Genomic DNA, 11,806 nt, shown 5'->3' with positions numbered 1-11,806 from the left:
TCGCCCTGTCCAGGCCGGATCTGGGCGATTGTCCTGACGCCCAAACAAGAACGATCTCGTCCGGACAGACGATCTGCCTCTCCGGATCATAATTCAGGAGAGCCGATTTGCTGTCACGTCGTCACACCCTGTTTCTCGGCCTGGCCGGGATCTGCGCCCCAACCTTTTCCACAAAAGCTTCGCCGCGCCCTCTCTTGCACCAAGACCGCTTGTTTTTGCTCATCGTGGTGCATCAGCTGCGGCCCGAACACACGCTCGCCTCTTATGCAAAAGCCATGGAAGACGGCGCCGATTACATCGAGCCGGATCTCGTCATGACGAAAGACGGCGTTCTGATCGTACGCCATGAGAGCAATATCGCGGATACCACCGATGTCGCCTCACGTCCGGAATTTGCGGGACGAAAGCGCAGCCTGACTATTGATGGCCAGAAGGAAACGGGCTGGTTCACGACAGATTTCACACTTGCTGAACTCAAGACCCTGCGAGCCAAAGAGCGTCTGCCTCAGCTTCGTCCGCATAACACCCGCTATGACGGTCATTTCGATGTCCCGACCTTCGAGGAGGTAATCGATTTTGTGGCTGGTGAGTCCGCCGCACGCGGCAAGGTTTTCGGGCTGATCCCTGAAATCAAGAACTCCACCCATTTCCACAGTCTTGGTCTGGACCCTGAAACGACTTCCTGCGAACCATCGCAGTGCATGAATATACCCGTCAGGCGCCGTTGGAACTCCAGTCTTTCGAGACAACCAATCTCAAGGCGATAGGAGAGAAGACACGTGCCATCAATCCGCAGGCGCGCGTGATGTTCCTGATGGGTGAACCTGGTCAGACCCCGCCAGATCTTCTGGGTAAAAGCGCTACAAAAACCTTTGGCGATTTCATGAAGCCTGAAGGTCTGAGAGAAATACGTCAGTTTGCAGATGTGATTGGCCCGTCCAATACCGATCTGATTCCGCGCAAGCCCGATGGCTCATGGGGAACACCCACCACACTGATCACCGATGCGCATGAAGCAGGTCTTCTGGTCCATTCCTATACGGCGCGCCCTGAAAACTACTGTCTGCCGAAAGAACTCCGCGAGGGCGGAGCACTGAATGCCCGTAACCCCAAAGGCATGATCGCCGAGGTCAAACGCTATCTTGATATGGGTCTGGACGGGTTTTTCACCGATGATCCGGCACTCGGACGCCTGGCGGTCGACACGGCGGGTTGATCCGGCACGCGCTTGCCTGCGTTGAACAGGTCATGCAGGGTCTCGCACCTCGCATGACCTGTATTCCTGACGGAGATCTCTCTTGGCCGAGCACGACCTGTTCCCCGGTAAAGCTTTCGATGCCTTCCTGTTTGACATGGATGGCACGATTCTGACCTCCATCATCGCAGCGGAGCGTGTCTGGACTCTCTGGGCGCAAAAGCATGGCCTGGATGTCGAAAAATTCCTTCCCACCATTCACGGCGTGCAGACCATTGAGACCATTCGCCGCCAGAAACTGCCGGGCGTCGACCCGGCAGCAGAAGCACACTGGATCACCAGCCGCGAGATGGAAGACACGCATGGCATTGATCCCATTCCCGGCGCCAGGGCCTTTTTGACCAGCCTGCCTCAGGATCGCTGGGCCATTGTCACCTCGGCCTCGCGTGAACTCGCCCTCAAGCGCATCCGGATTGCCGGTCTGCCCTTGCCAGAAGTCGTCATCACGGCAGAAGACGTCCCGAATGGCAAACCCGCTCCGGACTGCTTTCTGCTCGGTGCGCAGCGTCTGGGCTTCAAGGCAGAAAACTGTGTTGTGTTCGAGGATGCCCCGGCAGGAATCAAGGCAGGTGAAGCCGCTAATGCCAGTGTGGTCGTAATCACAGCCACCCATAAACATGAAATGGATGTCCCGCATCCGACCGTTCCGGGCTATGAGGCACTCAGGTCCATCAGAACGATGACGACCGTCTGAACATTCTTGCCGAGACGATCTGAAGCCTTCATGCGCATCATTCATATCGCTGCCGCCCTGCTCCATGACGGGGCCGGGCGCATTCTTCTGGTGCGCAAACGAGGCACAGAAATGTTCATGCAGCCCGGCGGCAAGATCGAGCCGAACGAAAAGCCGTGTGACACGCTCATTCGCGAGCTCGGCGAGGAGCTCAACCTGCATGCCAGACCGGAAGCCTGTCTTTTTCAGAGACAGATTGAAGCTCCGGCAGCCAATGAGCCAGGGTATATCGTGCGCGCCGAGCTCTTCACCCTGCTCTGGAATGGTACGGTCAGCACTGCCGCCGAAATTGCCGAAGCGCGCTGGCTGACTCCGCATGACGCGCGCGCATTGCCTCTGGCTCCCCTGACGCGCGATTGCGTCCTGCCCTTATATGCGGGCATCTCTTGAAAAAAGAAAAATGCATTTCTACTTTCCCCTGCAAATCGGTGCCGTTACGGCACCATCACAGTCTTGAGGGATCTCCATGACCGAAAACACCGAAAAAGATCAGGTTCAGGGTGCCGAGAAACACGAGTTCAGCGCAGAAGTCGGACGCCTGCTCGACCTCGTGGTGCATGCCCTTTATTCCGAGCGCGAGATCTTCCTGCGCGAGCTGGTCGCCAATGCCGCCGATGCTTCTGACAAGCGCCGTTTCGAAGCGCTGACCGACGCCGCCAAGGCCCTGCCCGCCGATGCCTCCATTCGCATCAACCCTGACAAGGACGCCCGCCTGCTGACCATCAGCGATAACGGCGCAGGCATGAGCCGTGAGGAACTGGCCAGCAATCTCGGCACGATCGCCCGCTCAGGAACGCGCGCCTTCGGCGAGAAGCTGAACAGCGCCAAGCCCGAAGACCGCCCGAGCCTGATCGGACAGTTCGGGGTCGGCTTCTATGCAGCCTTCATGGTGGCCGACAAGGTGGACGTGATTTCACGCGAGCCCGGTTCCGATCAGGCATGGCAGTGGTCGTCTGACGGCAAGGGTGCCTATACAATTGCCCCTGCTACACGCGAACTCCCCGGCACAGACATCATCCTTCATGTCAAAACCGATGCCGATGAGTTCCTTGATGCCTGGCGTCTGCGTTCCATCATCCGCAAATGGGCCGACCATATCTCCTGGCCGATCACGTTGCGCGAAGGTGAGGAAGACAAATCGGCCAATGAGGGCACAGCTCTGTGGCGGAAGTCGAAATCCGACATCACGCCCGAGCAGTACACCGAATTCTATCGCCACGTTGCCCATCAGTTCGACGAACCCTATGCGACCCTGCACTGGAGCGCGGAAGGCACGACTGAATTCACGGCACTGCTGTTCATCCCCGGTGCGCGTCCGTTCGACTTCATGGAGCAGTCGCGTGAGAGCAAGGTGCATCTCCATGTGCGCCGCATGTTCATCACCGATGAAGCCGAGCTCCTGCCGGCTTGGCTGCGCTTTGTGAAAGGGGTTGTCGACACTGAAGACCTGCCGCTGAACGTCTCGCGTGAAATGCTGCAATCGACCCCTGTACTGCAGCGCATCCGCAAGGCCGTGACCAAGCGCGTGATGACCGAGATCAGGAACCGCGCCAAGGATACGGAAAATGCCGAAGCCTTTGGCACGTTCTGGGAGAATTTCGGACCGATCATCAAGGAAGGGATCTGGGAGGATTCCGAGCACCGTCAGGAACTCGCAGCTCTCTCCCGCTTCCGCTCAACAGCATCTGATGACCCCACCACGCTCGACGCCTATCTGTCGCGCATGAAGCCGGGTCAGGACGCAATTTATTACCTTACGGGCGAAAACGCAGAAGCACTTGCAGCCTCGCCTCAGCTCGAAGGCTTCCGTGCCCGTGGTATCGAAGTACTTCTGCTCTCCGACCAGGTCGATGGCTTCTGGCCCGATCGTCTTTCTTCCTATGAAGACAAGACGCTGAAATCCATCAATCAGGCTCATGGCGATCTTGAAAAGTTCGAAGCCCCCACACCAGAGGGTGAGGCTGCGGATCTCGACAAGCTGATCCCGGCTTTGAAGGAAGCCCTTGGTGAGGATGTGAAGGATGTACGCGGCACGGTCCGTCTGGTTGGCAGCGCCGTGGTGATTACGAGCGAGGGTGGTCCGGACCTCATGATGCAGCGTCTGATGCGTCGTTCGGGTCAGGGCATGCCCCCTGCTGCTCCAATCATGGAAATCAACCCGCATCATCCGCTGATCCGCGATCTGGCAGCACGTGTGGAAAAAGGCGAGAGCGTGGCCGATTTCGCCCGTGTTCTGCTTGACGTCGCCCGTATTCAGGATGGCGAAACCCTGCCTGATGCCGCAGGTTTCGCACAGCGCCTGACAGCCATGCTGACCAGTGCCGCTACGGCCTGAAAACCAGAAGTAATCCCCGGCAGGCAGTAATGCCCCGGGGATTGCCTTCAGACATTTCGTTTGACTGAAAACCTCATACGTCGTCTGAAGCCTTCAGTATCGATCCTGCCCCTCAACAACGATTCAATGCGCTGATGAGGGGACAGAGCGCAGTCTCATCTTGCGCCACAGGCTGTATCCGACAGAAACTCCCAATACGAGTGCCACAAGCGCTACGCCAAGAGATGTCTCGCTATCTGTTCCAAAATGGCGCAACGCACCCGCGACTACGGCCAGATTGAGTATTGATGCCACAAGAAAGAACCAGAAGCCGTCCAGTATTCCAAGGCAGGCCAGCCCCATAAATAGCCAGAACACGCCCTGATATAGCCAGAAGGGCGAAAGACGGACGTTCAGACCAGGCTGAAACATCGCGACAAGCAGGATAATGGCAATACCTGCCATGCACCCGGCACAACACCCGACTGTCAGACGCCATAATATCCGCGTACCGCGAGTATCACTCTCCAGACCCGAAGCCTTTTCCTTGCGTCGGCGAACGGCAATCCAGAGTCTGTTACCCGTGTAAAACAGAAACGCTCCGGCAAAACCAAGCACCAGATAGGCCCAGCGAACCGGCGCACCGCCATAACTGCCAAAATGCAGGGAAAAGAAACTTGTCAGGGCAGCAAAGCTGCGCGACTGATATCCCGGGAGATAATCGCGCCAGAGCAGACGCCCGGTGAAAGGATCCATGGTGGTGAAACCACTGTTCGGCCCTCGCATGATATGACCGGGGTCGTGACCCGCTATACGCAGCATTGGAACACTCCCGGGGCGGGTGGAATAATCCAGTGTATCAGGCGTAAAGCCGGGAACCTCACGTGAGAGAATGGAGACGACCTCTGCCGGTGTCAGGGCCGTCGTCTCATGAGCAGGATGCATCCCCTGTTGTGAAAGGGCCGCCATGGCTCGCATGCCATGCCCGCCCTGACGGACCTCACCCTGTTCATGGGACAGAAATTCGGCCTGCACAGTGAAAATCACATCGTGAAAAGCAAAGACAACAGAGGTTAGTGCCATAACGATATGAAACGGCAGCGAGCAGAAACCCAGAAGATTATGCAGGTCGAGCCATTTCCGACGGACACTGCCTTTCAGTCGGACTGCGAAAATCGCTCTCGCGAGGGCCGGAAGAAAGATCAACGTGCCGGAAACAAGCGCCAGTGCATAACCGAGTGTGATGAAACCCATCACAATCATTGCTGGCTCATGAGGTAAAGGGAGCCCCATCTGCTGATGCAATGTATCGATGACTTGTGCCACTGAAGACGGTCTGCGCTGCGCTGTAACCAGTCTCCCCCGGGAATCAAGCGCCGCCATCATGAGAGTTTGGGAACCGTGTCCATGCCGTGCGGGATGTGGAGACCAGACCATACGCGCAGGATGATCGGGATCAGTTGATACCACGATAGTGTAGCTTCTGCGGCTTTCGGGAAATGCCGCAAAAACCTTCCCCATCAATTCGGGCGCGCGCTCCAGAGGAACCGCCTCGGGCAGAGATATGCGCGGTGTAAGCCAGGTTTCAAGCGCAGGCTCGAACATGCTGATGGCACCCGCATAAAAGGCAATAAACAGGAATAATCCTGCTACAACACCTACCCAGCTATGGAGCTCACGATAGACGTTTGCGATATCGGCACGCAGTTTCATGACCCCCCCGACACATCAGAACCCGAGATCAGCGTATTGATCAGCCATACGAGGCAAGCCATCCAGCCAAAGCCGAGCCATGCCCCCAGACCGGTACGGAACAGGAAGCAGGCACAGATGCAGATGATCCAGAGAAACGCCGCGAGCCACATGAGCCACTGCGCCGACATTGTCATCGGATTACCCGTACTGCCGCAGAGATGCCCCACCAGCACCATCACACCCAGAGACAGAACTGCCCCGGGAATGAGTCCCGCGAGAGCCTTGGCCAGCCAGCGCCGGTTATCGAGTGGTTTCTTTTTCATGGGCGCCCTTTCCCGACAACGAGCGCAATCGCAATCGGACTCAGGCTGAGCACCAGCATCAGGGCAACGAAAGCCATGAACACCCCGACCAGAGGACTGGTCGCTGAAGAGAACGCGAGACAGGAGAGGATACTCGCCAGAAACCCGCCGATCATGCAGGGTCGAAAAGCGAGGCGCTGCCGCAGAATCTGCTGTTGATGCGCGGCCAGATAGAAAAGAGCCGAGGCGCCCAGAATCAGACCCATGCCCAGCAAGACGAATAGCGGCGCTGCCATTACCAGCGATACTCCAGACGCATGGTCAGGCTGCGGCCCTGGCCATAATAACAGGCAGAAACCGCCGTGCAGGTGGCCACAAAACGCTTGTTCGCAATATTGCGCATATTTAGTGAGAAGGAGAGCCCGTCATAGCGCGGGCGCGCCACACCGAAATCGTAACGCAGGAACATGTCGAAAAGCGTATAGCCCGGGATCGAAAGCGTATTGGCCGTATCGCCATAGGAATGACCCGTGTAACGCACACCGCCACCAAACCCGGCCCCGCGCATCGGGCCATGCAACAGACGCTGATCCACGAAAAGAGAGGCCATCCATTTCGGAGCGGCATTCATATAATTGCCGATCTGGGACAGCGTGTTGGACTTTGTAATCGTCGCGTCGCTACGCGTTCCCGTAAAGATAACGGCCATATCCCAGGGCAACGTCGCGCGGCCTTCCAGCTCCAGGCCGCGTGCACGCATCTCGCCGGTCTGAACAAGACAGGTTGTTGTACCGCACAGAACGCCGCCCGGATCAGGCGTGGTCACATTACGCTGCTTGATCTGATAGGCGCCAAAAGTGACATAGATATTCTTGCCATACTGATAGCGCAGACCGGCTTCATACTGATCCCCTGTTGTCGGCTTGAATGGCTTGTTGTCGAGCGCCGTGGAGGGGTCTGACACTTGCGGCTGAAAAGACGTCGCATAGCTGAAATAGGGTGCCAGACCGATTTTGGTGCGATAAACAGCGCCAGCCCGCCACGTAAACTTGTCATTATTGTTCAGATACCGCTTCTGGGTTAGAATATTGAGCGTGTTGTCCCTGGCCCAATCCTCCCGGCCACCCACGGTAATATAGAGATTCTGAATCTTTATCTGATCCTGAAAATAAATACCGTTCTGCTGTGACTCGGTCGCGCCATAAACCTGAGGCGCAAGCCCTGCCGAATACCCCTTTGTTCCACGTGCAACCGGATCAAAAATATTGAGCATTGGCAGCACGAGCGCCGAATTGACCAGGTCGCGCGAGCTTTCCCAGTTCGTGTAGAAATAATCCGTGCCAACAAGGAATGTATGACGGACGATGCCCGTTCTTGCCTTTACTTCAAGCTGGGTATCGGTTGCCACACCCTGCGACCGTCCGCGTCCTTCGACCGCTCGGCGATTGACTGTCTCATAGGGTACGCAGCCTTTGACACTGGCCGCACACTTGGTCAGCGTATCACCGGACAGAACGGTCGAACGATAGAGATTGTCGAGATAGGTATAACGCGTGTTATTCCGCAGTGTGACGATACGGCTGAAACGATGTTCAAGGAATGACCCCGCCAGTGCTTGGGTACGGTCGAAATTGTTCCAGTCGGGCTCGCCAATATTCGCATCATTGGCAATATAACGCCCCCTGGATGAGACAAGCGTGCCGGTCTTAGGCAGAAACTGGAACGTCGAGCCCCCTGCGTCGCGCTGATATTGCGCCAGAAGAGTCCATGTGGACCCTGGTGCATAAGCCCAGGTCAGACTTGGCGAGACGTAATAACGCCCGCTATTGACATCATTGACCTGCGTGCCACCGTAACGCGCTACGGCAACGATACGACCACGAACCGTTCCTGACTTATTAAGCTTTCCCGAGACGTCGCCGGAAGCCTGCCCTTGCCAGTTGCCAAGCTTCGTATAACCGATGGTCTGAAGAAAAAACTCACCATGCGATTTCTCGGTCGGGCGCTTGGTCGTCAGATTGACAATGCCACCGGGTGCCGTCTGTCCGTAGAGCGCACCCGACGGGCCCTTGAGCACTTCAATCTGCTGCAAGGCAAAAGGATCAAAAGACGTGCGCGTCCACTGCCCACCTGATGGAAGACGCAGCCCATCAACAAAATTATTGTTTGATGAAAACCCGCCTGCACCAAAACCACGTACCGACACTTCGTCTACACGGTTATCGATACCGGACGGCTCAGCCTGTACGCCCGCCATGTAGGACAGGGCATCCGCAATTGTCGGAGAGGCGCGCAACTCGATTTCCTCGCGCGTCACGATCGAGATTGTCTGCGGGGACTCGATGATCGGTGTACGGGTTTTCGTGGTAGCACCGGCTTGGGAAAGGCCGGTAGCAGAAACGACTATAACCTCGTCGATCTTGTCCTTATGCGCTTGTCACGCCTCGCCTCTGCCTGCTTCTGCTGATCCGTTTTTTCATGCGCAGGTTTTTTTCGTACAATCGAGTCCGGCTGGCTGTCTTCTGCCAGAGCAGCCGTCAGAGAGGAGGCACTTGCCGCGGCAAGGGCGACGAGACCGATTATCCTGCGCATCGTTTTAAAATTCACATCAAGCTGTTCAAAACCCGAGCAGCACTTGTTTTAAATGCGAGTCATTGTCAATTGCATACTGTTCGAGGAGTCAGCTTTCATTCAGTCAGTGAAGCGGCAAAGCCACACATGCTTCTTCACCCGGCAAGGTGAAGTGACAGGCCGCTCCAGCACTCCTAGCCTGAAGGTTTCAAAGATCCCGAAAAGGGTGCCTATGAATGAGGAAGACAGGCCATGGAAGACAGGATCGAGGCTGTTCGACGTTTCAACCGGTTTTACATGCACCAGATCGGTGTCATTGACGCTCGATTTCCCGGTTGCGATATGAGTTCATCCGAGGCCGGACTGCTCTTCGAAATTGCGCAGCGTACACCAGTACACGTAGCGACCTTGCAAGACGTCATGCATATGGATCGCGACTGTCTCTGCCGCCTGATCACCCAATTCGAGCGTGAAAACCTTATCTCGACAGATCAGTCAGAACAGGACCGTTATGCCTGTCTGATCCGGCTAACAGAGCAGGGTCGCGTCAGGCTCGCCAGAATTGATGCACAAATCAGGAAGGCTGTCAGGGACAGTCTTGCTGGCATCTCCCCGAGCGAGCAACAGGATCTCGTACGCGCATTGTCCCATGCGCGGCGACTTCTGGCCCCTCAGAGCGAGGCCAGTTTCACACTTCGCGCAGCACGCCCCGGTGAGCCCAGCCTGATCGCCGCCCGGCAATCTGCGCTTTATGCAGAAAGCCATGGATGGGGACATGATCTCGAATGCCTGATTGCCGATAGTGTCGCGACGTTTCTGCGTCATTTCAAACCGGAACGCGAGGGATGCTGGATTGCCGAACTGGACGGTGTGATGGCCGGTGGGGTATTTCTGACCGATGAAGGCAATGGCGCTGCCCGGCTACGCCTTCTGCATGTCGAGCCCTTTGCCCGCAGGCGTGGCATCGGCGATGCGCTGGTACAGCATTGTCTTTCTTTCGCGCGTGCGCATCACTATGAACGCGCGGTTCTCTGGACCAGCGCCATCCTTGAGCCTGCGCGCCGTCTTTATGCCCGAAACGGCTTCACCTGCATTGCAAGTGCCGTGCATACCCGTTTTGGTACGCCGGTTCTCGGAGAAGACTGGGAATGCCCCCTCTCCTCCCAGTCCACGGCAGCCGCGGCAAAAAACCGTACCCCGGAATGAAAACCGCTCAGCCTGCCTCAACCATACGCAGCACAAGAAAACCCGGTTTGCCCGCAAGATAGGCGGACAGCGGTGTATCAACCACCTTCATATTGGCTTTCAGGGATGATGCGTTGCGGAAATACAGAATTCCGTTTTTCCAGATCGCCAGACCGGTATGGGTCACATCAAGACCCTCAAGCCTGGTGTAAATGCCAATCACATCACCCGTATGGATTTTTGCTGCGACAGCGGGAGTCAGAAACTCGGGTGAAAGATGGGCGATATTGCGCGAACGTACAGGAAGCCCCTTGATATAGACACCGCCATCAGCCCGGCGATTGAGCGCCTTGGGTGTCACCTCGACATGAGATGACAGGCTGCGTGTAATATCACGGGCGTTCTGCGGCGTTATCTCCGCCCAGTCTGTCAGAAAATGGCGACGCTCCAGATAGGTGACCTGGCCATTGTGATAGCGCGTTGCCGCCAGCGTGCTGATCAGGGTTTTCTCGTTCCCTGACAAAGCCAGGGCGCGAACCAGATCAACGAACGTATAGCAGTCCACGCCATCAAACCGGATCACAAGCACCTCCGGAACATCTGCCCCGCCAATCAGCGTATTGGCTATATACGGCGTCCCCAGGAAACCGGCTGAGACAGCAGCGACACGTGCGGCAAAATCGCTGATGGATGCCGTTTGCTGCTCGATCTGCGCGGCATGGACACGGTCATCAGGCATAAAACGGATTTCTGCGGCCTGTGCCGCAAAAGGCGCAAGACCAATCAGCAGAAAACCCAAAGCGTAACGATACAAAAATCCCAGCATGGCTTTCTCCCCCAGCGTCGAACAATATGGGAGCAGAGTTGCAAGAAACAGTCGCCAGATAAAGGACGACCGGCCCGGCACCGGTCGCCTGCGCCCGCTTTATGCCAGACGGGGACTATCAGCTCATCCAGTTACCACCATCGATATTATAGGTCTGGGAAACAATATAATCAGCATCCTTCGACGCCAGGAATACGGCCAGACCGCCTATTTCCTCGGGTTTTGCCATACGTCCGAACGGAACCGAAGCGCCAACGATACGCTTTTTCTCACCGAGCGGCAGATTCTCATATTGTGCAAAGCGACGATCAACATCATCCCAGTGCTCATTATCGACCACACCCGGCGCAATCGCATTGACATTGATGCCGTATTTGATGAGGTCGAGCCCCGTGCTTTGCGTCAGCGAAATAACCGCCGCTTTCGAAGCACAATAAATACCGACTAGCGGTTCGCCCCGTCGCCCCGCCTGGGAGGCGAAATTGATAATCTTGCCGCCCTCTCCCTGTGCGATCATCTGACGGGCCACAGCCTGGAGTGTAAAAAGCAGGCCTTCGACATTAACCGCAAAAACGCGGTGATAGCTCTCGCGCGTGATTTCGACCGTCGGGGCAAGATCGAATAATCCGGCGTTATTGACGAGAATATCAATACGACCATAACGCGCGATAATGGCAGCAAGAGCTGCGTCAATCGACTCCTGCTGTGTCACATCCAGCCTTACGCCAAGATGCCCCTCGCCCAGAGCCGCGGCTGCATTGACTGCGCCTGCCTCATTCAGATCCCCGATCACCACTTTCGCACCTTCCTGCGCGTAGCGTTCGGCAAGAGCGCGGCCAATGCCGCGCGCAGCGCCGGTGATAAAAGCAACACGATCCTGCAACGTCTTGTTGGTGCTCATGTCTTTGGTTCCTGTCGCTGTGCC

Annotated in this window: 10 protein-coding genes and 1 pseudogene; 5 read left to right on the top strand and 6 right to left on the bottom strand. The window is 56.5% G+C overall.

Annotation, left to right across the window (positions count from 1 at the left end):
- Window positions 1–107 precede the first annotated feature (107 nt).
- The 4 genes and pseudogenes from JCM25354_RS18055 (at window position 108) to htpG (ending at window position 4,323) form a co-directional block, all read left to right on the top strand.
- A pseudogene (locus JCM25354_RS18055) lies at window positions 108–1,216 on the top strand (glycerophosphodiester phosphodiesterase family protein).
- An 82-nt stretch (window positions 1,217–1,298) separates the two neighbouring features.
- On the top strand, window positions 1,299–1,949 hold the full coding sequence (locus JCM25354_RS09760) for an HAD family hydrolase (protein WP_025885878.1): 651 nt from the start codon (window positions 1,299–1,301) through the stop codon (window positions 1,947–1,949).
- Between the two features lie 30 nt (window positions 1,950–1,979).
- Window positions 1,980–2,378: an NUDIX hydrolase gene (locus JCM25354_RS09755; RefSeq protein ID WP_025885877.1), complete on the top strand. Its 399-nt coding sequence runs from the start codon at window positions 1,980–1,982 to the stop codon at window positions 2,376–2,378.
- A 76-nt stretch (window positions 2,379–2,454) separates the two neighbouring features.
- Window positions 2,455–4,323, top strand: coding sequence for a molecular chaperone HtpG (gene htpG, locus JCM25354_RS09750; RefSeq protein WP_025885876.1), 1,869 nt, complete (start codon window positions 2,455–2,457; stop codon window positions 4,321–4,323).
- A gap of 123 nt (window positions 4,324–4,446) precedes the next feature.
- On the opposite strand, the gene JCM25354_RS09745 is transcribed toward htpG, so the two are convergent.
- Genes JCM25354_RS09745 through JCM25354_RS09730 form a run of 4 tightly spaced genes read right to left on the bottom strand, consistent with a single transcriptional unit; the run spans window position 4,447 to window position 8,643 of the window.
- A complete protein-coding gene (locus JCM25354_RS09745) occupies window positions 4,447–6,015 on the bottom strand; it encodes a PepSY-associated TM helix domain-containing protein (RefSeq protein WP_025885875.1) in 1,569 nt (522 codons plus the stop codon).
- Entirely contained in the window at window positions 6,012–6,320 is a 309-nt protein-coding gene (locus tag JCM25354_RS18050) for a hypothetical protein (RefSeq protein ID WP_025885874.1), read from the bottom strand. The genes JCM25354_RS09745 and JCM25354_RS18050 overlap by 4 nt, the downstream gene beginning before the upstream one ends.
- Window positions 6,317–6,595 carry a hypothetical protein gene (locus tag JCM25354_RS09735; protein ID WP_025885873.1) on the bottom strand — a complete coding sequence of 93 codons (279 nt, stop codon included), beginning with the start codon at window positions 6,593–6,595 and terminating at the stop codon, window positions 6,317–6,319. The genes JCM25354_RS18050 and JCM25354_RS09735 overlap by 4 nt, the downstream gene beginning before the upstream one ends.
- A complete protein-coding gene (locus tag JCM25354_RS09730) occupies window positions 6,595–8,643 on the bottom strand; it encodes a TonB-dependent siderophore receptor (RefSeq protein WP_279379568.1) in 2,049 nt (682 codons plus the stop codon). The genes JCM25354_RS09735 and JCM25354_RS09730 overlap by 1 nt, the downstream gene beginning before the upstream one ends.
- A 479-nt stretch (window positions 8,644–9,122) precedes the next feature.
- Here JCM25354_RS09730 and JCM25354_RS09720 point away from each other — a divergent pair, with 479 nt between their 5' ends.
- The gene (locus JCM25354_RS09720; protein WP_025885870.1) at window positions 9,123–10,076 is read left to right on the top strand and encodes a bifunctional helix-turn-helix transcriptional regulator/GNAT family N-acetyltransferase; all 954 of its coding nucleotides are present in this window, start codon (window positions 9,123–9,125) and stop codon (window positions 10,074–10,076) included.
- Between the two features lie 7 nt (window positions 10,077–10,083).
- Here JCM25354_RS09720 and JCM25354_RS09715 read toward each other — a convergent pair whose 3' ends face one another.
- Complete coding sequence (locus JCM25354_RS09715; RefSeq protein ID WP_025885869.1) at window positions 10,084–10,881, bottom strand: N-acetylmuramoyl-L-alanine amidase-like domain-containing protein; 798 nt, start codon at window positions 10,879–10,881, stop codon at window positions 10,084–10,086.
- Window positions 10,882–10,999: 118 nt separating this feature from the next.
- Window positions 11,000–11,782 carry an L-iditol 2-dehydrogenase gene (locus tag JCM25354_RS09710; protein WP_035447338.1) on the bottom strand — a complete coding sequence of 261 codons (783 nt, stop codon included), beginning with the start codon at window positions 11,780–11,782 and terminating at the stop codon, window positions 11,000–11,002.
- Window positions 11,783–11,806: the final 24 nt, after the last annotated feature.

Origin of the sequence: Asaia prunellae JCM 25354 (assembly GCF_000613885.1) — a bacterium.
In the GTDB taxonomy this organism is placed as follows: Bacteria; Pseudomonadota; Alphaproteobacteria; order Acetobacterales; family Acetobacteraceae; genus Asaia; species Asaia prunellae.
This window is presented reverse-complemented; position numbering and strand designations above follow the sequence as displayed.

What these genes read in the sequence shown, in the direction of transcription:
- JCM25354_RS09755 (WP_025885877.1), top strand. Translation starts at nt 1,980, where the DNA reads ATGCGCATCATTCATATCGCTGCCGCCCTGCTCCATGACGGGGCCGGG.
- htpG (WP_025885876.1), top strand. Translation starts at nt 2,455, where the DNA reads ATGACCGAAAACACCGAAAAAGATCAGGTTCAGGGTGCCGAGAAACAC.
- JCM25354_RS09745 (WP_025885875.1), bottom strand. Translation starts at nt 6,015, where the DNA reads ATGAAACTGCGTGCCGATATCGCAAACGTCTATCGTGAGCTCCATAGC.
- JCM25354_RS18050 (WP_025885874.1), bottom strand. Translation starts at nt 6,320, where the DNA reads ATGAAAAAGAAACCACTCGATAACCGGCGCTGGCTGGCCAAGGCTCTC.
- JCM25354_RS09735 (WP_025885873.1), bottom strand. Translation starts at nt 6,595, where the DNA reads ATGGCAGCGCCGCTATTCGTCTTGCTGGGCATGGGTCTGATTCTGGGC.
- JCM25354_RS09720 (WP_025885870.1), top strand. Translation starts at nt 9,123, where the DNA reads ATGGAAGACAGGATCGAGGCTGTTCGACGTTTCAACCGGTTTTACATG.
- JCM25354_RS09715 (WP_025885869.1), bottom strand. Translation starts at nt 10,881, where the DNA reads ATGCTGGGATTTTTGTATCGTTACGCTTTGGGTTTTCTGCTGATTGGT.
- JCM25354_RS09710 (WP_035447338.1), bottom strand. Translation starts at nt 11,782, where the DNA reads ATGAGCACCAACAAGACGTTGCAGGATCGTGTTGCTTTTATCACCGGC.